At 55.5% G+C, this 23,363-nt stretch carries 22 protein-coding genes; 5 read left to right on the top strand and 17 right to left on the bottom strand.

Annotated elements, in window-relative coordinates:
- Positions 1-4: 4 nt before the first annotated feature.
- The 9 genes from GRI39_RS06305 to GRI39_RS06265 form a co-directional block, all read right to left on the bottom strand.
- Positions 5-832, bottom strand: coding sequence for a phosphoadenylyl-sulfate reductase (locus GRI39_RS06305; protein WP_160739232.1), 828 nt, complete (start codon positions 830-832; stop codon positions 5-7).
- A gap of 2 nt (positions 833-834) precedes the next feature.
- Positions 835-1,287 (bottom strand): DUF934 domain-containing protein, encoded by a 453-nt coding sequence (locus tag GRI39_RS06300; protein ID WP_160738859.1) that lies wholly within the window; start codon positions 1,285-1,287, stop codon positions 835-837.
- Positions 1,280-2,914 (bottom strand): nitrite/sulfite reductase, encoded by a 1,635-nt coding sequence (locus tag GRI39_RS06295; protein WP_160738858.1) that lies wholly within the window; start codon positions 2,912-2,914, stop codon positions 1,280-1,282. The genes GRI39_RS06300 and GRI39_RS06295 overlap by 8 nt, the downstream gene beginning before the upstream one ends.
- Positions 2,914-3,213, bottom strand: coding sequence for a DUF2849 domain-containing protein (locus GRI39_RS06290; RefSeq protein WP_160738857.1), 300 nt, complete (start codon positions 3,211-3,213; stop codon positions 2,914-2,916). The genes GRI39_RS06295 and GRI39_RS06290 overlap by 1 nt, the downstream gene beginning before the upstream one ends.
- Positions 3,210-3,971, bottom strand: a complete 762-nt coding sequence (cobA, locus tag GRI39_RS06285) for a uroporphyrinogen-III C-methyltransferase (RefSeq protein WP_160739231.1) — start codon at positions 3,969-3,971, stop codon at positions 3,210-3,212. The genes GRI39_RS06290 and cobA overlap by 4 nt, the downstream gene beginning before the upstream one ends.
- Positions 3,972-4,176: 205 nt before the next feature.
- A complete protein-coding gene (locus GRI39_RS06280; RefSeq protein ID WP_246204934.1) occupies positions 4,177-5,307 on the bottom strand; it encodes a mechanosensitive ion channel family protein in 1,131 nt (376 codons plus the stop codon).
- Positions 5,304-6,506: a cystathionine beta-lyase gene (metC, locus tag GRI39_RS06275; protein WP_160738856.1), complete on the bottom strand. Its 1,203-nt coding sequence runs from the start codon at positions 6,504-6,506 to the stop codon at positions 5,304-5,306. The genes GRI39_RS06280 and metC overlap by 4 nt, the downstream gene beginning before the upstream one ends.
- Complete coding sequence (gene sseA / locus GRI39_RS06270; protein WP_160738855.1) at positions 6,503-7,348, bottom strand: 3-mercaptopyruvate sulfurtransferase; 846 nt, start codon at positions 7,346-7,348, stop codon at positions 6,503-6,505. Before sseA ends, metC begins: the two co-directional genes overlap by 4 nt.
- A 68-nt stretch (positions 7,349-7,416) precedes the next feature.
- A complete protein-coding gene (locus GRI39_RS06265; protein WP_160738854.1) occupies positions 7,417-8,610 on the bottom strand; it encodes a hypothetical protein in 1,194 nt (397 codons plus the stop codon).
- A gap of 117 nt (positions 8,611-8,727) precedes the next feature.
- Here GRI39_RS06265 and queF point away from each other — a divergent pair, with 117 nt between their 5' ends.
- Positions 8,728-9,195 carry a preQ(1) synthase gene (queF, locus tag GRI39_RS06260; protein WP_160738853.1) on the top strand — a complete coding sequence of 156 codons (468 nt, stop codon included), beginning with the start codon at positions 8,728-8,730 and terminating at the stop codon, positions 9,193-9,195.
- Here queF and GRI39_RS06255 read toward each other — a convergent pair.
- Positions 9,192-10,166, bottom strand: coding sequence for a MarR family transcriptional regulator (locus GRI39_RS06255; RefSeq protein ID WP_160738852.1), 975 nt, complete (start codon positions 10,164-10,166; stop codon positions 9,192-9,194). The two genes, queF and GRI39_RS06255, sit on opposite strands and share 4 nt — an antisense overlap.
- A 301-nt stretch (positions 10,167-10,467) precedes the next feature.
- On the opposite strand from GRI39_RS06255, the gene GRI39_RS06250 reads away from it, so the two are divergent.
- Positions 10,468-10,869 (top strand): response regulator transcription factor, encoded by a 402-nt coding sequence (locus tag GRI39_RS06250; RefSeq protein ID WP_160738851.1) that lies wholly within the window; start codon positions 10,468-10,470, stop codon positions 10,867-10,869.
- Between the two features lie 52 nt (positions 10,870-10,921).
- On the opposite strand, the gene phoA is transcribed toward GRI39_RS06250, so the two are convergent.
- Both phoA and GRI39_RS14825 read right to left on the bottom strand, forming a co-directional pair.
- The gene (gene phoA, locus GRI39_RS06245) at positions 10,922-12,346 is read right to left on the bottom strand and encodes an alkaline phosphatase (protein WP_246204933.1); all 1,425 of its coding nucleotides are present in this window, start codon (positions 12,344-12,346) and stop codon (positions 10,922-10,924) included.
- 518 nt (positions 12,347-12,864) lie between these two features.
- The gene (locus GRI39_RS14825) at positions 12,865-13,032 is read right to left on the bottom strand and encodes a DUF1660 family phage protein (protein ID WP_425482326.1); all 168 of its coding nucleotides are present in this window, start codon (positions 13,030-13,032) and stop codon (positions 12,865-12,867) included.
- Positions 13,033-13,568: 536 nt separating this feature from the next.
- Between GRI39_RS14825 and putA the strand changes: the two genes are divergently transcribed.
- Together putA and GRI39_RS06235 are read left to right on the top strand one after the other, a co-directional pair.
- Positions 13,569-17,258, top strand: coding sequence for a trifunctional transcriptional regulator/proline dehydrogenase/L-glutamate gamma-semialdehyde dehydrogenase (gene putA / locus GRI39_RS06240; protein WP_160738850.1), 3,690 nt, complete (start codon positions 13,569-13,571; stop codon positions 17,256-17,258).
- 448 nt (positions 17,259-17,706) lie between these two features.
- Entirely contained in the window at positions 17,707-17,901 is a 195-nt protein-coding gene (locus GRI39_RS06235) for a hypothetical protein (protein WP_160738849.1), read from the top strand.
- A gap of 60 nt (positions 17,902-17,961) precedes the next feature.
- Here the strand turns inward: GRI39_RS06235 and GRI39_RS06230 are convergent, their stop codons facing one another.
- Positions 17,962-18,135, bottom strand: coding sequence for a DUF1328 domain-containing protein (locus tag GRI39_RS06230; protein ID WP_160738848.1), 174 nt, complete (start codon positions 18,133-18,135; stop codon positions 17,962-17,964).
- A gap of 560 nt (positions 18,136-18,695) precedes the next feature.
- Between GRI39_RS06230 and GRI39_RS06225 the strand changes: the two genes are divergently transcribed.
- Positions 18,696-18,989 carry a hypothetical protein gene (locus GRI39_RS06225; protein WP_160738847.1) on the top strand — a complete coding sequence of 98 codons (294 nt, stop codon included), beginning with the start codon at positions 18,696-18,698 and terminating at the stop codon, positions 18,987-18,989.
- 1 nt (position 18,990) lies between these two features.
- On the opposite strand, the gene GRI39_RS06220 is transcribed toward GRI39_RS06225, so the two are convergent.
- From GRI39_RS06220 to GRI39_RS06205, 4 genes are all read right to left on the bottom strand, one after another.
- Positions 18,991-19,842: an HNH endonuclease signature motif containing protein gene (locus tag GRI39_RS06220; RefSeq protein ID WP_160738846.1), complete on the bottom strand. Its 852-nt coding sequence runs from the start codon at positions 19,840-19,842 to the stop codon at positions 18,991-18,993.
- A gap of 3 nt (positions 19,843-19,845) precedes the next feature.
- Positions 19,846-21,420, bottom strand: a complete 1,575-nt coding sequence (locus GRI39_RS06215) for an AAA family ATPase (RefSeq protein ID WP_160738845.1) — start codon at positions 21,418-21,420, stop codon at positions 19,846-19,848.
- A gap of 419 nt (positions 21,421-21,839) precedes the next feature.
- Positions 21,840-22,034, bottom strand: coding sequence for a hypothetical protein (locus tag GRI39_RS06210; RefSeq protein ID WP_160738844.1), 195 nt, complete (start codon positions 22,032-22,034; stop codon positions 21,840-21,842).
- A gap of 262 nt (positions 22,035-22,296) precedes the next feature.
- The gene (locus GRI39_RS06205; protein WP_160738843.1) at positions 22,297-23,214 is read right to left on the bottom strand and encodes an ArdC family protein; all 918 of its coding nucleotides are present in this window, start codon (positions 23,212-23,214) and stop codon (positions 22,297-22,299) included.
- Positions 23,215-23,363: the final 149 nt, after the last annotated feature.

Raw genomic sequence — 23,363 nt, 5'->3', positions numbered from 1 at the left:
TTCATCAAAACGCCGGTTCATATCCCGGAGGGAGTAGGCCGTCGTCTTTTCCGCCAGCGTCGGGATTATTCGGGCTGTGGATGCCGCATTCGGTTTTGTCCCATCCGGCCCAGCGGCCTGAGCGGGGGTCTTCTCCCGGCGCGACCTTGTTGGTGCAGGGCATGCAGCCGATCGAGGGATAGCCTTGTTCCACCAGCGGATGGCGGGGCAGGTCGTGTTCATCCATATAGGCTTGCAGATCAGCGGCCTGCCAATCGATCAGCGGGTTGATCTTGAGGCGCCCTTGCGCGTCGGAATGGTCGATTTCAAACCGGGGCAGATTGGCGCGGGTGCTGGACTGGAAGCTCTTGCGGCCGGTCAGCGACGCATCATAGCCGGTCATCGCCTTGGCCAGCGGGATGACTTTACGAATTTCGCAGCAACCATCCGGGTCCCATGACCAGCGCAGGCCGTTTTCGTCCTTTTTGGCGAGGTCTTCTTCATCCGGTGTCAGATTGATGAGATTGGTGAGGCCCAATTTGGCCACCAGCTCATCACGATAGGCCAGCGTTTCCGGGAAATGCTTGCCCGTTTCAAGGAACAATACCGGGGTTGCAGGATCAACCTGTGCAATGAGGTGCAGCAGCACGGCGCTTTCCGCGCCAAAGCTGGAAACAGCCGCCACATCACCGGCCAGCCCGTCTTTCAGGACCGCGTGCAGCACGTCCATCGTGCCCTTCTTGCTGAACATGCGATTGAGACGAATGGCGTCCGCTTCGGTGAAGCGCGGGCCGGTGTTGATCCGGTCCACTACCCTGTCAGCGCTCTGATCGGTGATGGTGGTGCTGTTCATCATTATTTACCTTTGTGCCGCAGGTTCCAGATCGGCTGGCGATCATCGGCTGCGGCCTGATAGACTTCGGGCCAGCGGTTGAACGCGGCCTTCACGTCTTCTTCATCAAGCGGGGCATTGGGGGCAAAAGCGTCAAACCCGCAGCGCTTCATGTGCGAAAGCTGATCCACCAGCACATCGCCCACGGCGCGCAATTCGCCGGTATAGCCTTCTTCGCGCAGGATGCGGGCGGCGGAATAGCCGCGCCCATCGGTGTAAGCCGGGAAGTTCACTTCCACGAGCGCGATCCGATCCAGATGCGGCAGCAATTGGCGCGCATCATCACCCGGTTCAATCCGCACGGCCACGGCGTTGGTCTGGCCGAGGAAAGCGTCCACGGTCACGGCAGGATCACTCACCTGCGCATCATCGCGGAAACGGATCTGCACGTAATTTTCAGGGGCGGTCTCAGTCATAAAGGGCTTCCTTGAAAGGGGCCATGCCAATGCGGCGATAGGTATCGAGGAAGCGTTCGCCATCGTGGCGTTCGCGCAGGTAAACATCGGTGGCCTTTTCCACCGCATCCACCACGCCATCTTCATCAAAGCCGGGGCCGGTGATCTTGGCGAGCGAAGTATCTTCGCCTTCCGAACCGCCGAAGGAGAGCTGGTAGTTCTCCTTGCCCTTCTTATCGACACCCAGAATGCCGATATGGCCGGCATGATGGTGGCCGCAGGCATTGATGCAGCCCGAAATCTTGAGCTTCAATTCGCCCAAGGTTGCGCCCTTGCCATTTTCATCGAAGCGGCGCGAAATCTTCTGCGCCAGCGGGATGGAACGGGCATTGGCAAGGCTGCAATAATCAAGGCCGGGGCAGGCGATGATGTCACCCACCTGATCGAGATTGGCCGTGCCAAGGCCAGCGGCTTCCAGCCTCGTCCAGATAGCATGGAGATCGGCTTTCTTTACATGTGGCAGCACAATGTTTTGCGTGTGCATCACGCGCAATTCGTCGAAGCTGTATTCGCGTGCCAGATCAGCGATCAGGTGCATTTGTTCGGCTGTGGCGTCACCGGGGATGCCGCCTACCGGCTTCAGGCTGATCACCGCACTGACATAGCCAGCCTGCTTGTGCGGATTGGTATTGGTATCAACCCATAGCGCAAAATCAGGATCGGAACGGTCTACTTCGTCAGACAGGCCTTCTTCAAAAGCGGGGCCTTCGAAATAGGTCTTGATCCGTTCAATCTCGGCGAGGGGCGGTTCCACGCCCTGATCGAGCAGGTGCTTGAATTCTTCTTCAACCTGGCGGGTATATTCTTCCTTGCCCAGCTCATGGACGAGGATCTTGATCCGGGCCTTGTACTTATTGTCGCGGCGGCCATAGCGGTTGTAGACCCGCAGGCAGGCTTCAGCATAAGTGATGAGCTGGTCAATCGGCACGAAATCGCGGATCAGCGGGGAAATGAACGGCGTGCGGCCCATGCCGCCGCCGACATAGAAGCGCGCACCCACTTCGCCATCATCATTGCGCAGTATGCGGATGCCGATGTCATGCAGGCGCATGGCGGCACGGTCTTTTTCCGACGCGATCACGCAGAATTTGAACTTGCGCGGCAGATAGGTGAATTCCGGGTGGAAGCTCGACCATTGGCGCATCAATTCGGCATAAGGGCGCGGATCGATCACTTCATCGGCAGCAGCGCCGGAGAAATGGTCTGAACTGATGTTGCGGATGCAATTGCCGCTGGTCTGGATGGCGTGCATTTCCACCTTGGACAGATCGGCCAGAATATCGGCCGCATCTTCCAGCTTGATCCAATTATACTGGATGTTCTGGCGGGTGGTGAAATGGCCATAGCCACGGTCATATTTGTCGGCAATGTCAGCCAGCGCGTGCATCTGCGTGCTGTTCATCGTGCCATAGGGTACGGCTACGCGCAGCATATAGGCATGAAGCTGGAGATAGAGCCCGTTCATCAGCCGGAGCGGCTTGAACTGGTCTTCAGTCAGATGGCCTTCAAGGCGGCGGCGGCACTGGTCGCGAAATTCCTCGACACGGGCATCGACCATCGCCTGATCATATTGGTCATATTGGTACATCAGATTACCTCGTCGATCGCAGCAGGATCGTTCGGCTTGAGAGTGAGGTCAGCGCGGACCGTGGGGCCAAGCGCGCGAATACGGTCTTTGATATGGGCCGGGCGGACGGAGCCGTTGGGCAGCTTTTCACCATCAATGGCATAGGGCACATTCACCCGGCGGGCGGCTTCTTCGCTTGCCAGAATGGTTTCAAAATCGTCGCCAGCGTCCACGGCATCGTTCACATTGAGGGACCAGTTCTGGCCGTCCCACCAGACGACCGCGCCGGTCTCCAGATTATTGCCCGTAAGGATCTTCATGGCTGCGCCTCCAGCGCGAGTTGTTTGAGCGCCGCTTCATCGCGGCTTGCAGTGACATCCCCGATCACGATCAGTGCAGGGCTTTGAACTTTGTTGGCCTCGACCATTTCAGGCAGGCCAGCGAGGGAACTGCGCAGCACCCGCATTTCCGGGCGTGCGCCATTCTCGATCACCGCCACGGGCATAGCGGGAGACAGGCCATCTTCCATCAATTTTTCGGCAATCATCGGCGCAGTTTTTACGCCCATGTAAATTACGAGTGTGCGGCCTTTTCCGGCAAGGCCCGCCCAATCCTGATCTTTCAGGCCCTTGCACTGGCCAGCCACAAAACTGACGATGCTGGCATGATCGCGATGGGTCAGCGGAATTTGCGCTGCCGCTGCCGCGCCATTGGCTGCGCTGATGCCGGGGACAATCTCGACATGCACGCCCTCAGCGCGGGCTGCTTCAGCCTCTTCCCCGCCGCGCCCGAAAATGAACGGGTCACCGCCTTTGAGGCGCACCACATCACGTCCAGCCTTCGCTTCAGTAACCAGCAGGGCATTAATGTCATCTTGGGGCAGGGTATGCTTCGAACGGCGCTTGGCCACCGAGATGAGCTTGGCGCCTTGCTTGGCCATGGCAAGAATTTTCGGGTCCACCAGACCATCATGCACAATCAAGGATGCGCTCATCAACAACCGCGCTGCACGCAGCGTCAGAAGATCGGGATCACCGGGGCCTGCGCCCACGAGATAGATTGTGCCTGCCTGTTCCATGAAGGTGAGATGGCGAGGGCAGACACGAAGTGCCAGCGAGAATGGTTTTGGCAGGGGGTAGTTGAGCTTTAGCGCAAGCGAAGCGGGGCTTTCATTGGCAGGTTGGCCCAATGTATCTTTGTGGTGCTGTTGAAAGCGCTTGTCGTGCTGTTAGGTTGCTTTGTGTGCCCGTCAGGTCATCTTGAAGGATTGGCGACAGGCGGCGTCATTCTTCGGATTTTCTGGGCGGAAGAGCATCGTCACGCTTTTCCATTCGTTGGGCAATAGCGGCGATAAGGTGCTCAAATTGTTCATTCCCACGCAGATTAATGTCGCGCTGAGGGAAGGGGATTTCAACGTCATGTTCCTTGAACAGCCACCACAAATTCTTGAGAACTTCCGACCGGACATTGCCCACGCCTTCTTCCGGATCATCGATCCAGCACTGGATGACGAAGTTCACCGAACTGTCCCCATAAGAGTCCAGCCAGGCCGAAGGCGGCGGGGTTTCAAGGACACGCTTTGCCTCTTTGGCGGCCTGCATCATCAATTCTTCCGCCAGCTTGATATCAGCGTTGTATGACACGCCAACCGGCACCTGAATCCGCACAACCTTGCTGGAATAGGACCAGTTTTCCACCTGATTGATCATCAATTGTTCGTTTGGAATCAGATACTCACGGCGATCCCGCGTTGTCACTGAAACTGCGCGAATGCCGATTTTGCGAATCTGGCCAAAGGTGGAATTGCCCGCCTGATCGGACACCGCAATCACATCGCCCGGCTTGATCGAACGGTCCATCAGCAAGATGATTCCGGCGATCAGATTGCCGAAGGTTTTCTGAAGGCCAAAACCGATGGCAAGGCCAAAAGCGCCGGAAAACACGGTAAGAGCGGTCAAATTGATGCCCAGAACATCAATTGCCATCAGGATGGCAACCGCCCAGACGATCAGCGTTAACAGCTTCTCTCCCAGCACCTGCTGGGTCGGGCTGAGGCGAGTCAGCCGGTTGAACATACTATGCGCCAGCCTGCTGCCAATGCGGGCAAAAATGATCGTCGCTGCGATGACCATAAAGACCAGCAGTGCGCTCCACACCGAAATGCGGGTAGAGCCGACCGTGAAGCCAATCGCATCGAGCTTATTGATGATTTCGCCGACAGTCATGCTGTGCTGAGTCACAGCATCCCTGATACTATCCGCAGCGCCTACCGCATCATCAGGGGCGGGGGTGGCCGCTGCGGCAGGAGCATTACTGGCTGCCGATGAGGCCACTTCACTCCCTTGCGGATTTAACAGCATATCTATTGCTGAATTTCCGCTGGAGGAAGTGGCTGCATCGGTAGGAGCTGTCATTTAAGGTCCATTTTTTCAAAAGCTTGGGCAAGATCAGACTGTAGATCATCTGGGTCTTCAAGGCCAATGGCCAGCCTGATGCCGAAGCGATCTTCTCGCTCCACACCCGCTGGTGGCCATGAAGTTGCACTGCGCGCGCGGCTTGGCTCAAACGGTGTGGCCAGACTTTCAAACCCACCCCAGCTATAGCCGATGCCGAACAGTTCCAGCGCGTCTATAAAGCGTGATTGTGCCTGCACATCCGCGCCTTTCAGCAAAAAGCTGAACAGGCCGCAGCCACCTGTGAAATCACGTGCCCACAGATCATGCCCAGGTGCGCCCGGCAGCATCGGGCACATCACGCGCGCTACTTCAGGCCGCTGTTCAAGCCACTCAGCCAGCTTCAGCGCTGTGGCCGTGGAATGTTGCAAACGGACGTGCATAGTGCGCAGACCGCGCAAGGCCAGCGCGGCATCATCGGGGGATACCACCATACCCAGCGCCTGAGACTTGATTCTCAGGCGTTTGTAAAGTTCTTCGCCCGCGGCAACGCTGCCCATCATCAGGTCGGAATGGCCGCCAACATGTTTGGTCAGCGCCATGATTGTAATGTCACACCCATGGGTAAGCGGGGTAAAGCCAAGTGGCCCGGCCCATGTATTATCAATCAGGCTGAGCGCGCCATTTGCGCGCGCAATAGCAGCCAGTTTTGGCACATCGCACATTTCAAGCGTCAGACTGCCGGGTGCCTCGAACAAAACAGCTGCGGTTTTGGGGCAGAAACAATCGGCAAACCCGTCCACATCCAATGGGTCGAAGAAGCGCGTTTCAATGTTGAAATCGGCCAGCAAGGTGCGGGTTAAATCCCGGCTTGGTTCATAGACATTGTCTGTCATCAAAAGCACATCACCGGCTTTCAGCACGCCAAGCAAAGCCCCGGAAATGGCAGACACACCACTGGGATAAAGCAGCGTTCCGTAAGCGCCTGGTTCCAACTCGGTCAGCGCTTCTGCCAAAGCCCATTGGGTGGGTGAACCACGCCGGCCATAGTGAAAGTGACCGTCTTCATTGGGGTGGCCACGCCGAAGATCCTGAGTGGTTTCATAAAGATGCGTGCTAGCGCGCCAGATGGGCGGATTGACTACCGGCCATGTCCAATCCTTGCGCCGCCCGCCGCTGACCACCTTGGTGGCGGGTTTGCTGCTGTTATGTGCGCTCATGCTGCGGCCCCTGTCGCTTTGGGAGTTTCAGGGTCAACGGCCCATTCGCTCCAGCTTCCATCATACAAGGCAACATTACCCTTGCCCATCAGATGAGCCGCGAACAGCAGGACTGACGCCGTGACGCCACTACCGCATGTGGTGATGAGGGGTTTGGCAAGGTCAATGCCAGCCTGTTCAAACACTCTGCGTAATTCGGTGGGGGATTTAAACGTGCCATTGTCATTATAAACTTCAGTGAAGGGCAGATTGCGCGAGCCGGGAATATGACCGCTGGCCACTCCGGGGCGGAAATCCGGGATTTCCCCGCTGAAGCGTCCAGCATCACGGGCATCGAGAAGCTGCTCGCTGCCGCTGGCGCAATTGCGCAGAATATCCCCCTTGCTGCGAATGCTGCCATCGCCGGGCTGTGGAGTGAAGTCTGCAGCCATCACCGGCGCTTCACCGTCTTCCAACGCTCTGCCTTCAGACCGCCATTTGCCCAACCCGCCATCCAGTATCGCGCATTTTTTCATCCCATGCATTCGCAGGTTGAACCACGCCCGCGCTGAGGTTTTCACGATGCTATCATCATAAAGAATGACTGTGCTGTCTTGCCCAACGCCCAGTGCGCTGAGGCGCTGTGCCACCTGATCTGCGTTCGCCAGCGCATGGGGAACGGGGCTATCCTTGTCGGTCAGGCTAGCCAGATCAAGAAAGCGAGCACCGGGAATATGGGCATTGGCAAATTCTGCTGCGGCATCGCGTTCAGCAGTGGGGAGGTGGCTTGATGCATCAAGGATGATACAATCGGGATGGTTAAGATGGTTGGCGAGCCATTCGGTCGAGACAAGAGATTCCATGGCTCAATTGGTATACTTTGCAAGACAGCGCGTCGAGGGGCGAGTTGTCTCGCCCCTCGATAAGATCATCAGGTGAATGCTCGTTGTGCCAGATCGGTAAATACACGCGGGCCTTGATCCAGGCGGAACGGCTGCAACCCACCACCGGCACGTTCTGAGCGAAGCCCGATCATCGATGTTTGCAGTGCAGTCTGCGGCAAGCCGTCTGCTATGATGCGAAACCTGACCAGCGGGACAAACAAGGCGCTGTTACCTTGCCGGATGGGTCTGATCTCACGAAATGGCAGACGAAACTCTTCGTTGAAAACATAGCTGCCGCCAGCCGATATCTCGTCGATCCGTTCCAGCACGTCAAAGTCATGCGCTTCGCTTGCGATCTGCTCTTCGCGTGTCAGTGATGCGTGGGCACCAATCATATTCCCCGTCAGGATGAGATTGCGCAGCGGCACCTCCCCCATATTGGTGATCATCAAGCGGTAGCTCAGCGTTGCATTGATGAGAGTCAACGACAATTCGCGGGCCTCCATCGCCAACCGCAAAGGTCCATCCTGCGTAATATTGGCAAGGGTGTCGGCCGGGGTATCAGCGGTTGCCGGTGGCGGAGATGGCGCAGTGTCGTCCGGCGTTGCTGCTGGTTGCGGCGCGGCCGGGACACGCGGGCGTTCTAACAGAAGAGGTGTCTGGTTTGCCTTCTCACGCTTCCTCCACAAGAAGCCGCCCAGCGCCATGATCGCGATAATGGCCAGCCCTAGCAGCCAGGGCCAGAACGATGCGCTGCCACTATCAGAGGATGCCACTTCCGGCGTGGGCGCTGTTTCGGCCGGCACGGGTAGGGGTGTCTGGGCTGTTGGTGTCTCTGCCGGTGCAGGAGTGGGGGTTGCGACAGGTGCGTTTTCCGGCAACGCGGCATCGGGTGTTGTTTCGGCTTCGCGGCTGGTCTGCGGCCGAGGAGTGGGTGTCGGCTCTGCTTTCGGCTTGCTTGGTGACCGCGTTGCAGGTGCCGGAGTCGGGCTGGTTGTTGGCTTGGGCGTCGCTACAGTTTTTGGAGTCGGCTCAGCTTTTGGCGTGGACGTGGGCTTGGGGGTAGGAGTCGCGTTTGGAACCGTGGGAGCTGGCACATCATCAACAACCGGGCCTTGAACCTCAGGCGTTTGATCGGACGACGGGGGCAGCTTGAAGCCGGTCACCGAATCTTGTGCTGCCAGTGCTGGCGATGCGATCAGTAGCGCTAGGCTTGGGAGTAGTAGGTGGCGAATGGTCATGGCTCGAATGTTATGCGCCTTAAATAGCGCCAAGCGGGGATGCGCTGAATAGCGCGTGATTTATCTGCGTCAAACCGGCCACTTGTATGAAAGCACCGATCAGGGCATCAGCGTTGCATGAGTGACACTCCCGACCAGACCGGCCCCCTGCACTTGGGCCAGCAGAGCGCGCTTCCTGCATCGCCAGAAGCAGCCGTGCTCGATTATGTGCCAAATCCGCGTAAGGGCAGCCTGTATCTCGTGCGCTTTGCAGCACCTGAATTTACCTCTTTATGCCCAGTGACCGGACAGCCGGATTTCGCCCATCTGGTGCTTGATTATGCGCCGGGTGAAACCATCGTCGAATCCAAGAGCCTGAAGTTATTCCTCGGTTCGTTCCGCAATCACTGCGGTTTTCATGAGGATGTGACGGTTGGCATTGGTCAGCGCTTGTTCGATGAAATGAAGCCGCGCTGGCTGCGCATTGGTGGTTATTGGTATCCGCGCGGCGGTATCCCGATCGATGTATTCTGGCAGAGCGGTTCGCCGCCTGAAGGCTTGTGGGTGCCCGATCAGGGGGTCGCATCCTATCGCGGACGGGGCTAAGCCTCGAGCAATTCAGATACAAAGCCCGGATAGCGCAGGCGCGAATTATACCGTCTCACCATTTGGCGAAGTGTTTCGATCACCAGATCGAGTTCCTCTTCACTATGATGGCGCATGATGAAAGCCTGCGCTTCCAACACATGCCGGTAATATTCCGGAAAAGTTTTCAGCCCCAGGGGGGTGATTGTGTAAACCCGTTCCCGTTTATCGCTGGGGGAGCGTTCCCATGCGATCATGCCACGCTTTTCCAGCCCGTTCATAATGACGGCGCAAGTGGATGGGTCCAGCCCAAACAGGCGGGAAAAGGTGCCTTGCGTCACGGATGCGCGATGGCGCAACAGGAACAGAAGAGAGAATTGGCGCAAGGTGATGCCCAACCCCTTCGTGCGCACCACGCATTCTGCCTGTAAGGATTGCAGCAAACGGCGGGATAAAAAGCTCGTTGCAACAGTAAGGTCGGTGCTCGTACATTTTGCGTCGCACAGCCAGAGGGGGGCGGCTGTCTCGCTGTCACAGCCCAGTTTTATGAGAATGGTCAGAAACTGCTGATATGTATCGGGTGCTGCTTCTTGCAGCTTTTGCTGGAGTGTCTCGAACCCGCTTCTCAACTGACCGACCTCGGCGGACATGTCATCACTCAGGTGAACCAGTGAAACTCGCCTGTCTGTTGAGGAGGGTTTTCGGATCATCCGCCCCGCTTTTTCCAGATTGCTGACAATGTAGGCCGTGGTGGATTTATCATTACCGGCAGAGCGGGCGAGCTGAATTTGAGACATCGGGCCAAAGCGATCGATGAGTAGAATCAATTCGGCCTGCGACAAGGTTACGCAATCACAGAGGTCAGCGAAGAGTACCGTACAGATCTGATCAATTCGCGCTGCCAAAAAACCCGGTTTAGCCAGGAAGTGGCGCATCAATTCAGAGTCCGAATTAAAATGGCGCACGGTAGGGGTTGGGTCTGCAGTCTTCATTGTCTCGGTTGTGATGGATATATCCCCCCTGACTGATAGCTGCTAATGTAAAAATTAGAAAGCTATTAGAAGTCATCGCTACACAAGCATTTTTGCTTTTCCACCTACCTGCGATGCACAGGCCTTCGTTAACCTGAATGTGCACGCTTTCATGTGCTTGAAACGCAATTTAGTGAGCAAAATTAGAGATTTCGTTAACTGTACTGCTTTATAGAAGTGACCCAGTAAGTGTGGAAAGTCCATCCGGGCATGTTCTACACTATGCCCTTGAAAATATATAAAATCATAACGGGAAGTGATTATGGGTCGCATCATTTACGCAGAAGATGATGAAATCGTCGCGCAGGTCGTGATTGATGCTCTTATGAAGGCAGGTCACGCGGTTGGCTGGCTGCCTGATGGAGAAGAGGCGTTGCGAGCCATGCAGTTTCGTGCCCCAGACCTCGCTATTCTCGATCAGATGATGCCATCAATGAATGGTGGTCTGGTGATGAGGGAAATGCGCGTCACCCCAAGCCTCGTGAGTGTGCCAATCTTGATGTTGACGGCGATTGATGCGCAGGAAAGTGAAAAGATCGCGTTTTTCGAGGGGGCAGATGATTATATGACCAAGCCCTTTGATGCCGATGAGCTGGTATTCCGTGCTGAAGAACTCATGATGCAGAAGATGCGCCGGGCGCACCCTCAGACCCTTAACCGTTGATCGGTTGTCAGGAGAGCCCCTTTCAGCAGCTCTCCTGAACATTTCTGCTTGATTACTGCCCCAGTTTCAGAGCTTCACTGATCGTGAAGAACATATCACTTTGATCGGTAAGGCCAGCGAAATTGGCTGCGTAGGGGCCGAATGCCGCTACCCGAAGCTGGGTTCCGGTGTGGCCCTGATGGCCCACTTCCGCTGTCGCATAATTCACCGTCATAACCGCATCATCCGCCGTGATAAGGGAGCGCGTCAGGCCGGGTGACTTGCTGTCATTTGCAATAATCTGGCTGGTATGGGCGTGATCTGCTGTAACGATGACCAACGTATGCCCATCCGTCTTGGCGAAGTTGAGAGCGACCTGCACCGCTTCATCAAGATCAACCGTTTCGCCAATCTGGCCGCAAGGATCAGCCTGGTGATCCTGCTTGTCGATTGATGCGCCTTCAACCTGCAGGAAGAACCCCTTGGGGTTAGTCTTCAGCAGGTCGATTGCTTTGCTGGTCATGGCAGCAAGCTTGGGAATGTCGCTTGTGCGCTCAGGATTGATGGAGCAGCGTACAGGCGTGTCATCCAGATTGCCATGATAGGTGGCGTGTGGGCCTGTCCAGCGGGTGGGCATGTTGTCATCAGAGAACAGGCCGAGGAGTGGGTGTTCTTGATCTGCTTGCGTCACACTGTCGAGAGCGGCTGCGTTGCGCACGATTGTATATCCGCGCTTCTCGGCTTGTTCGAACAGGGTCTTGCCGGCCCATTTCCCCGCGCGTGCTTTCTCCGCGAATGAAGCAGAGCCACCGCCCAGAGTTACATCCGGCCTCGTATCAAGCAATTGTTCAGAAATAGAGCCCGCACCGCCGTTCTCCAGCGCATTGGGTGCGCATTTTTCGGCAGTGACGGAGGGGCTGTAGCATTTGCGTTGAAGCACATGGGCGACTTGCGCCGCTGGAGTGGCATCCTGAATGGCGGCGGTGGAAACATCGCCCGTGGCATAGCCTGCCTTTTTCGCGAGCTTCAGCAAAGTCGGGTGCGGCTGGCCATGGATATCGACCGAGATGGCGCCATTATAGGTTTTTACGCCAGTTGACCATTCGCTCGCAGATGCAGCGGAATCGGTCACATAGTCTGGTTTCCCGGTCTCGCGATCAAGTGAATAATGGGTATATTGTCCAGTGATGGGGAGGGCGTCGATTCCTTCGAAAAAGCCGCCTGCGCCCTTGGCGTAATTGCGCGCTACGGTGATTTCTGAATCCCCCATGCCATCACCAATCAACAAGATGACATTGCGGACTTCGCCATTCTGAATCAGCGCACGAAGCTGATCCGTCATATCGCCCTTCAGTCGTCGTGCTCCACCTTTCTCGCTCAGTACACCTTGAGCTGCACGATCAAGATCAGGGCTATCCTGCGCCACTGCAGGACAGGAAAGAGCCAGCGTAGCGGCAAGCGCAGTTCCCATCAGGGCTGCACGAAAGGATAGAGGCATTAAGAACTCCTGAAAACGATATCGCGAAAGGCAAGGCTGCGCCATTCCGTGTATCTGTGACAGGGTCATGACAAGCGACGCAACTTCTCCGCAACTGTACTGATGGCGGAACTGAGCGCGGCCGATACGGCCAGCATAGCAGCCATAATGCTTGGGCTGCGCTCAGCAACGGGGGGGGCTGATTTCAAGCCTGTAGCGCTCTGGCCCTCGCAACAGAGTTGCGCGTTGACGGTTTCAAGACAAGCGGGCTTTTGTTCGTCAAAGTGTCGGGAGTGTGGCAGGCAAGTCTTAGGATAGCATCCGAGCTTCAAGCCATCCAACGCTAACTGGAAGAACAAGCGATCACCCGGTCAGGCAACGTCTTCACTAGCTTTACTGCATGATGCGACAGTTCTTTCTGTTCAGGAGGTTGCGATTCAGCCAGTTGAACTACGCTATATATGTATTCCTACGCATTCATTTTGGCGTCACATATAGGCTGACAGCATTCAAGACTGATACCGGCTGGAGTAGTGAGGTTACTTCTGGTGTGAGTTTTTGTCACTATCTTCGCGCCAGCCATCCCAGTCGCGTATCATGGGCTGACCACATCTTTGGCAATTCGTTCTGTAATTAGCTCCATCATGGGCAACGCGGTGCCGATTTATTTTGTGTCCAAAATAACGGCACAGAAAGTTAGCGATCATGATTTTTCCGTTTATCCCTAATCGATAAGTTCTGATATAAATACTTGAATAATTCTATATTTCGCATAGCAAATTGAATTTGCTTGAAGAATTTTTATAATCCCGTGAGATAATTTTGTTATAGCGACGATTAACCCTCCTGTTAATAGGCAATGATCGGGTGAAAATGATCGATTTTAACGTCACGCCCTAAAGTTATGATTAGGTTCGTTAATTTTTTTATATTAATTTTTCGGTTAGTATGATTTTATTAATAGGTCTGTTAAGTTAAATTTTAACCATATTCCAACATTTTGTTTTCATTAGGTTTTCCGGGCCCTGTGGCTTCACCTGCGATCAAGTCTCACTTTGTTCCTCTCCGCCTTTCGCCTCAGATGCTGCTTGTACGCATTTCAGACCTCTATGAGATGAGGCTGTCCTCCCTAGGTGCTGACCCAAGCCAATATGAACCTTGAGAAAAATAAATTGCCTCCTGCTTGCAGATGCTTTCTAGGCGCTGAATTATTGTTTCTCTCGATCAGGTTTTGCGTATCGTCATGCGTAATATTGAAGAAGTTTTCGGCTCTGAATCCAGTGAGAAGGCCGATCCACAGCAAGTTTCTCCAGCCACGCAATCGACCGAGAGCTTTGCGAGATTTGCTCTACCGATTCGGGAGCAGGATACGCTTCGGCAAGCCGTCACTGCGGCCTATCGTCGCCCGGAGCTGGATTGCCTGGAAGCTTTGATCCCGATGGCAACGCTGCCAGATGCTGTGCGCGACAATGCTCGGCGCACAGCAAAGCGGCTGGTGGAAACCATTCGCGCCAATCCACGCCGTGGCGGTGTTGAAGGTCTGGTGCAGGAATATGAACTGTCCAGCGATGAAGGCGTGGCGCTTATGTGCCTTGCTGAAGCGCTGCTGCGGGTGCCGGACAAGGCAACTCGCATGGCTCTGGTGCGGGACAAGATTGGCAGTGGCAATTGGCAGTCGCACCTCGGTGATGGGCGGTCGCTCTTCGTTAACGCTGCCACTTGGGGGCTGGTGGTGACGGGTAAGCTCGTTTCCACCGTGAATGAGCGTGGTCTGGGCCGCGCCTTGGCCCGGCTGGTGTCCCGCGCAGGCGAACCGGTCATCCTCAAAGGCGTGGATGTGGCGATCCGCTTGCTGGGCGAGCAATTCGTGACTGGTGAGACGATCGAGGAAGCTATCCGTCGCGGTGCCAAGATGGAAGCCAAGGGCTTCACCTATAGTTTCGATATGCTGGGCGAAGCGGCGATGACGGCAGAAGATGCTGCGCGTTATTATGCCGATTATGAAAATGCCATCCATGCCATTGGCAAAGCTGCTGGCGGGCGAGGGCCGATTGCTGCATCGGGTATTTCGATCAAGCTATCCGCGCTGCACCCGCGTTATGTCCGTTCTCAGGCAGGCCGGGTCATGGGTGAGCTTCTGCCGCTTGTGAAGCAATTGGCCGTGCTGGCCAAATCCTATGATATCGGCATCAACATTGACGCCGAAGAGGCTGACCGGCTGGAACTTTCGCTTGATCTGCTGGAAAGCCTGGCGCTTGATCCTGACCTTGTGGGCTGGAACGGGCTTGGCTTTGTGGTGCAGGCCTATGGCAAGCGCTGCCCCTTTGTCATCGACTGGATTATCGATCTGTCACGCCGGGCTGGCCGCCGGATGATGGTGCGCCTTGTTAAAGGGGCCTATTGGGATGCAGAGATCAAGCGTACCCAGGTTGATGGGCTGGAGGATTTTCCGGTCTATACCCGCAAGCTGCACACCGATGTGGCCTATATTGCCTGTGCCCGGAAGTTGCTCAGCGCGCCAGACGCGGTGTTCCCGCAATTTGCCACACATAATGCCCAGACCATGGCGACCATCTATCACATGGCAGGTGAGAATTTCGCACCCGGTGATTATGAGTTCCAGTGCCTCCATGGCATGGGTGAACCGCTGTATGAGCAGGTGGTCGGAGCTGACAAACTCAATCGCCCCTGCCGGGTTTACGCACCGGTCGGCTCGCATGACACTTTGCTGGCCTATCTCGTCCGCCGCTTGCTCGAAAATGGCGCGAACTCTTCTTTTGTGAACCGCATTGGTGATCCGCAATTTCCGGTGGAGGATCTGGTGCAGGACCCGGTCGCTCTCGTGGCCTCACAATCTCAGCCCGGCAGCCCGCATGAACAGATCGCTTTGCCATCGGACATCTACGATGCGAGGCGCAATTCTCGCGGAATTGATCTTAGCAATGAAGCCGCGCTGGCTGACCTGGCGACTGAGATGCGGCTCAGTGCGCAAAATCTGTGGCAGGCGTTTCCCGCGTCGGGCGGATTGGAACCTCGCAATGTGCTCAACCCGGCAAACCACGAGGATATTGTCGGGCAGGTTTCAGAAATCGCGCCAGCTCAGGCTGCTGCTTTTGTTGAACGCGCCAAGGCAAGCCGCTGGTTGGAGGAACCCGTTTCTAGTCGTGCAGCCATGCTCGAAACTGCGGCAGACATTATGCAAGCGCGGATGCCGCAATTGATGGGTGTGCTGGTGCGTGAGGCTGGAAAGTCTGCCGCCAATGCCATCGCTGAAGTGCGCGAAGCAATAGATTTTCTGCGCTATTATGCCGAACAGGCGCGCGGATTGTCTGGCGATCATGTCGAGCCACTCGGCCCTGTTGTGTGCATCAGTCCGTGGAACTTTCCGCTGGCGATTTTTACAGGCCAGGTGGCAGCGGCATTGGCGGCTGGCAATTCCGTGCTCGCCAAACCAGCTGAAGAAACCCCGCTGATCGCAGCCGAAGCTGTGCGGATTCTGCACAAAGCAGGCATTCCCGAAGACGCGTTGCAATTCGTGCCTGGTGATGGCGCGGTGGGGGCGGCACTCATCAATGCCCCCGATACGGCGGCGGTCATGTTCACCGGCTCCACTGAAGTGGCGCGGCTGATACAGGCGAGCCTTGCTGGCCGGGTTTCAGAACGGGGCGAACCTCTTCCACTGATCGCAGAAACCGGCGGCATGAATGCGATGATGGTCGATTCCACCGCTCTGGCTGAACAGGTGGTAGGCGATGTCATCATTTCGGCATTCGACAGTGCCGGGCAGCGCTGTTCAGCGTTGCGCATCCTGTGTCTGCAGGAAGAAATTGCTGATCGGACATTGGTGATGCTGAAGGGTGCCTTGCGCGAAATGCGCGTCGGCAATCCGGATCAGCTGGCCAATGATATTGGCCCGGTTATTACGGCAGAAGCGCAGGCGAATATTGAAGGGCATATCGCTGCGATGACGGCGCTTGGCCACACAGTGGAGCGCAGCCCGATTGATCCGTCATGCAGCAAGGGTACTTTTGTTGCCCCGGCCATTATCGAACTCGACAATCTTGATGCGCTCGATCGCGAAGTGTTTGGGCCGGTGCTCCATGTCATCCGCTACCGCCGCAAGGATACGCAGCAACTGATCGATCGTATAAATGGTAAGGGTTATGGCCTGACTTTTGGCCTTCATACGCGGCTGGATGAGACGATTGCGGAAGTGAGTGCGCGTGTCAAAGCAGGCAATCTCTATGTAAATCGTAATATGGTGGGCGCTGTGGTGGGTGTGCAGCCTTTTGGCGGGCAGGGCCTTTCAGGAACCGGCCCCAAGGCTGGCGGGCCGATCTATCTGCGCCGTTTGATGCGCGGTGCCGCGCCTTTGATTGAGGCCAATCACCCCGTTCGCCCATCCTCATCCGAGTGGATCGATTGGCTGGAACAGCACGGCGAAGCGCAAGCGGTGGAAACCGCCCGCCTTTACGCCCGGCGAAGTGCACTTGGGCTTCAGATCGAGCTGGCCGGGCCCGTAGGGGAACGTAATATCTATTCGCTCGAACCACGCGGGTTGATCCTTGTCTGGGCGGACAGTGTGGCCGGCATGTATAATGCTATTTCTGCTGTATTGGCGACCGGCGGCACGGCGGCGATCCGGGGGCAATCTCTGCCTGAGAATTTACCGGAAGGGCTGGCCCTGCGGATTATCCCTGCTGGTGATGCGCCATTTGCCTCTGCTTTGGTGGAAGGGGATGAACAGAGCCTCCCCGTAAAACTGAGAGAGATTGCCGCCTTTGATGGTGCAATTGTGCCCGTCCATGCGCCCTCGGTCACTGCCGGATCAAGGCACGGGTTGTATAATCTCGATTTGCTGCTGGATGAGGTGTCATTATCGATCAACACCACGGCTGCGGGTGGCAACGCAAGCCTGATGGCGCTCGACTGATTGTTTTGCATCCCTTTGGCCTGCTGATGGGCCGGAGGGATGCGTGTTATCCCTCATATCTCCCGTTCTTTGGTGTGCGTATGTGTCTGCGCAGCTGCGCAAGATTACGCCAAATTGACTGGAATTTGAGGGCGAATGGAAAGTTTTTTTGGAAACCAAGAAGCACTTTGTTCGTTGGGAGAGGTGGAAGGGCAAAGCCTATCCATCATCTATACGAGCGGAGAACCTGAAATGGCTAGCCAGCCAGAGCCGCAAAGCTTGCGGGCACCAAAACCGAGCCAAGATGATCCTGTGAAGCTGCTCGAGTGGTATTGGGAGCGTGGCTTGGCGCACCTTTCGGTGTTGAGTGGGCGCCGCTTGGCCTGAATTCACTTTTCGACAAATTACGCTCTTTCGCGCGCTTGCGATTGTCACCTGTGCGGATATAGATATTTGCGGAGGTGGCTTCATGAGTGACGAGAAGAAAGAGCGCGAGCTGCGCCACGAGCTGGCTAATGCCGAGCAGGAGAAAAATGCTCTTCAGGGCATGTTGAAGCGCGCGGCCGACGAATTGGATAAATTGGCTGAAGCGGATTGCGATGATGAGGCAATCGAGAAAGCTGAAACTGCCGCCAAGCGCTTCCGCCGCGCATCATCGGTTTAGTTCAGGCTCTTTGGCACAGCCTCACAAAAACGCGGCTGTGCCAAATAGAGTGTTTCAGCGTTAAAGAACTTTCTTCCCGGCAACGATACCCAGCACAACAAACAGTGCGACAAGTGCAAGACCGACGAAGAACAGAAATTTTGCCACGCCAGCAGCAGCGCCAGCGATACCGCCAAAGCCAAGTATTGCTGCAATACCTGCAATAATCAGAAAAATAATGGCCCATTTAAACATAGTGGATTCCTTAGAATTCGTGTGATGCGGCTTGTTGCGAATAAAGCGATTAATGCTGCATCGCTGCTATCCATATGTTCTAACAGCAAATAGAAGGGCCAATTGTTCCCGGTGTAAACGAGCGGGCTGATGCTAATATGCGAAAGCCAATCCGCTGCCAGCTGTCACTGCCAGAGTGATATGTCTGACAAAGCCGTTCACAGGGATGGAAAGCGATCATCCACAAGCTGGGCAAACCAATGGAATGTAAGGGAGGATGGTGCACTCTGAGGGAGTGTTTACAAACCAAATCCTAGAGGAATTGGCGGGCTGGGAGAAGATTCTCCAGCACACCAGCCTCAGCCAGACATTTGATCCCGATGAACTTGAAGGTGAGGACGAGGACGCACTGCGCGACCGTCGTCTGGCGACCGTGCGGAGGCGTCGTCGTAGGTCTTGAGATCGGAGGGCGGGATGGCACGAAACGCGAGCGTTGGCAGCGCGAGACGAAAGAGAGGGCAAGTCGTCTGCGAACGGGCGTGCGGGGCTTGTGGGATCGCCTGACGGGGGATCACGCCAAAATGGTCAAGAAGAACGAGTTTGAGGCCTATCACGCGCTGCGTCGCGACCGCGATCAACGTCAGGCCATGCTCAACGCTCAACATGCCGAACGTCGCAAATTGCAAGAACAGATCAAGCAAACCCGCGAGCGTCATGCGCGGCAGATTTTGAGCCTACACAATCAGGCAGCCAATTATCGCCTCATGCGGGATGGCGGTCAGCAAACGATCCGTAGCGAATTCTCGCGGAGCACAGGGCAAGCGAGGGAACAATCCCGAAGCGCGCCGAGGCGTGGACTTGAACTCGGACGGTAGTCTATGCGTCGAATCCGCCACCGCAATACCAGCCGTCGTTTGCCGCTGCTTCAAAAAGGGCACCTTCCCACGAATTAATTGCAACGACGTTGCAACTGTCACTTCGCTCAAGCAAATCCGCCTGAACCGCCGCTGCGCCACCTGCCGCATAATTTTTTGACAACGAGCTGCGGATATTTTGTAGTTGTCGGCTCGACTGCGATGAATAGAGCTTAGCCAAATTCAGTTCGCGAAAATGACGGGCTACCCTCTGTGTGGTGACCGCTCCCCAATGTGCAGGGGGGATAACTGAGAAAATCGCTCCAGGCGGCGAACCATGTATAATTTGAGCATAGAGCCAGCGATCTTCCGTCAAATCATCGTAATAGGCATTAAGGAATTGGGTTTCTGGTGTTAGCGCGGCTGCCGTTCCCTTGTAATCATTGCAATCTTTGCAGCAGGGAATGAGATTAACTGGGGTGACTGCCAGTACGGGATATTCGGCCTTACCATGGAAATGATCGAGTGTAGATACCGGCAAATGTCCGCAAAATGGGCACTGCCCATAGGCTGCGGCTGCCATTATTTTATCATAGATCGTCCGTCCACGACTTTTCTGTCGTGACATATGACGCTTGTAAAGATTCACCATTTCGTCGGCAGTCACAGCGCCCCCTACACCGATCACGTCAGCAGATTGAGCAATCATGTAGAGCTGGCCTGCTAACCCCTTAATATCAAAATCGGCGTCTGCGTCCTCAATCTGCTGGCGAATTCCTTCCAACCTAGCTTTCAAAGCTGGGTTCCGTATTCCTTCGATACAGATATCGAAGGTTTCGAGCGCGGCAATATCAGGCTTGGTAATGGTCCACATGCTTTAAGCCCCTTGATCACGTGCCGCGATAAGTGAACGAACGATCGCCCTAGCTTCGTCTCCAAGCTGACCATTGAAGCGCTCCACTACGCCATCATAGGTGAGGTTCTCGTTGACAGCGTTACTCAGCATCCTGTGGAAGCCCGATGTCGTGACTTCGAGCTGAAAGATCGCTTGGGTCAAAGTACCGACATTCTCACCGAATGTTTCCTTAGCCGGGCGCTCAATCCGTTTTTCCCTTCCTGTTCGTCGCAAGCACCATACGCAAGTGCGGGGCACCTCTTGAAGAATAACTGGGGAATGGGTGGCAATTATCGCCACACCATTTCGGTTAATAAGGAGGTCAGAAAGCGAGCGGGTGAAAGCTGATAAGAGTGGAGGGTGGAGATGTGCCTCTGGTTCATCAACGATGACAAGCGAACGTTCCTCTAGGGTTTCCACAAGTCGAGTTATTGTAAGAACTACGATCTTGTGTCCTGAGCTGAGCTTCGAATACAATTGACGAGCGCTCTTTCTTAGCTCGTTCAGCGCATCACGACGTTCAAAAAGTTGCTGAAGTTCCTGATATTTCTCAATTAGAGACCATATTTCTGCCTGTTTGAAAATTGGATCAGATTCAAGCAAGGCGAGAGCTCTCCGCCAACGGTCTGCTTTAGCCGATTGTGTTACAATGAACTGCACCGACTTTCCAAAATCGGCCGCCAGATCGTCTGGTGACTTCGGAGGTTTTGGCTTTCCGTCGTCGTTTTTACCTACATGCTTCAGTCCGATGTACTGATACCGTACAGATGACAGCTTATCCTGACGATTTGGTAGAGGTTCGAATGGATCGAACGCGCTGAAGGTAACCGAAATTATATTGGAGAAGCTCTCCGTTTCAGCCAGGCCGAATGGGTTTTCTTCCCATTCAAATTGTCCAAAGTCTCCCTCATCAGGTCGCACGATGGCATTTGTCATTTGCTCGACAGTGTAAGTTTTTCCAACGTTATTCCTACCGATTAGAACGTGGACATTTGTTGGAGGGAAAGATTCAGGAAGAACCTTAAATTTAAACGTTGGAGGCTGGTTGTTCCGCCCCCAAGGCGGCGGGGTGTAAGAAAAAGAATAGCGTGTAAGTCGAGCGCCTCCTTGTGTCATCCAACGGAACTGCCCTCTAACTGAAGTGTCAGAGACAGATCGCAACAGAGACACACCCATTACATCTTCGTTTAGCGCTCGCTCGAAGAGTTCAGCGTCTTGCGCTACATCGCGCATTGCCTTGAGATAGGCGTCCCTGAATTCGTCCCCGAGTTCATTCAGCATCTCATAGTATGTGTCGTCTTGACCTACCGAGAAAAAAATCTCGCCAAGATTTGTAAATCGATCTGGGATGTTTGGGCGTCGCTGCTCCGGTAACATACCAAACTGTCCAATTTTTACTTCGCCGATGCGGTGCTCCTCACCCTCAGCATCAACGAAGAGGGCGATGTACATTGTATTGTATTTGAACCAGTCGTCCCAACCATCAGTGAGAAGAAAGACCTTGTTTCTTGCGTCACTTGACCAACGAGTACGATGTGGAACGACTTCAAAATCCATGATTTAGGATGCAACAAACCAGCACATATTCCAAGACGCAATTGTTCGGCATGCAAGGTGCCACCACGCGCTCAATTTGATCAGCAGTGCTGGGGGGCATGCTCTCACCTCTCCCAAGCCGTTCGGCCTGAACGGCCTTCTCCCTAGCGGATTTCTCTTTTCCCAACCACGGTTGCCGCGTTGTTACCTAAGTCGGAGCTTCTAATCCGATTCCCGTGACGGTGGGGATGCAAGGCGTAAAGCCTTCTCCAGGCGTCCTTCCGATTGCGGGCAATGCATCTGTCAGAGCCTCGAATTCCATCACTCCTCCCGTAACGCGGCCCGTGGTGGGCGGCGAAAACGCCAAGGGAGGAAGCCATGTCCCGACTGACGAAAGACGGCTTGAAAGCCAAAAGCGAGACGCAGCTATGTGACCTGTTTCAGCGAGCCGCTCGCGAGATTGCACCACACAAGCGTCTGAGCGCTGTATTCGGCAGTGTGTCTGCTGAAATGCTTTCCACCTCCAGATGCGCCATTCCTCGACCATCCTCATAGGCGAGATAGTCGCGGCTCCAGCGGATTTCGATTTCGATGCCGTTCCAGTTTTTGTGAATGATTACGTAGTCGGTGTTCATGTCTGCCTCCTTGAAGTTCGGGTTCGTCCGTTCGACGGGGAGACCAGGACGGCAGGGTTCAAAGGGGCAGCGTCACCCATGCTTGCATGGGGAAACGGCCAACACGGGAGCGTCAGCGAATGGATCGGGCAAGCCGTTGACGTTGGTCCTGCCCTGCCAACTTTCCCGTCAATGTGATCGGACGCAGCCGAACCGGGCAGACACGAGAAAGGGCCGACAAGCGGCCCTTCCATGAAACGGTATCGAGATTGAAAGGCGGCCCTCAGGCCGCCTCCCTGATGTCATTCGAGGTCAGGCTCAGAAGGTACTCGGCAGCCTTGTTCGCAGCACTTGCCGCCGTGAAGATCGCCTTGCGGTCGCCCTTCAAGATGCGCAGCCAGTGACCGATATAGTCGGCATGATCGGGACGCGGCTCGATCGTGATCCCGAGATCACCACACAGGAAGGCAGCACCCAATTCGGCAACCATCTCTTCCATCGCATAGGCATCATCGCCAAAGCGTTCGCCGAAGGTGCGCGCCAGACGGTGATCTGCACCTGACCAGTGGGTCAGCTCATGCAGCACCGTGGAATACCAGCCTTCGGATGCATCGCTCGTCTTCGTGCCCGTGAAACGGAAACGGTCGGGCATCGTGATCGCATCTTCCTTGATGCTGTAATAGGCGCTCGATCCGCCCTCGCGGATGACAGCACCCGAGGCAGCAATTACTTGCTCGGCACGCTCGCAAGGCGAGACGGGATCGATGCTCGTGTCTGGCTCGTCGATGACATAACCATCGACCTGCGCGACATTGAAGACACGCGATGCGCGGGCAATAAAGCGACGCTGGAAGCCATCTTCCGACGATCCTTCAGCCTGATCGTCAGGCTCGATATCCTTGTAGAAGATGATGAGCGAGGATTTCTCGCCCTTGCGGACCTGTGCGCCACGATCCTGCCACTGGCGGTAGGTGCCCCAGAGGCCGTGCGTGTATTCGGCGCAGTAGGCGGAAGCCCAGAGGGCGACAGTGTTGACGCCGCGATAGGCCTTGCCGCTCGATACGTTTATCGGGCGTTCGACGAGGCCGCTTTGCGAATGCCAGGGCATTTGCGGATTGTCGGCACCAGCTTCGATGGCGGCGATGATCTGGTCGGTGATGGCAGTGTAAACGTCGGTGCGTTGTGATGATGAAGTTGTCATGTCCCGATCTCCTTTCGCTGTTCCTGAGGACGCGAAGGGACCAGGCTGGGGGTATGAGACGGCTCGTCAGCCGTCAGGCAGAACGGACAACACGGGAGCCGGAATGCAATGCAGGCGAATGGATCGGGTAGGCCGTTGACGGGCCGTCG

It is taken from the genome of Altericroceibacterium indicum (genome assembly GCF_009828105.1).
In the GTDB taxonomy this organism is placed as follows: domain Bacteria; phylum Pseudomonadota; class Alphaproteobacteria; order Sphingomonadales; family Sphingomonadaceae; genus Altericroceibacterium; species Altericroceibacterium indicum.
This window is presented reverse-complemented; position numbering and strand designations above follow the sequence as displayed.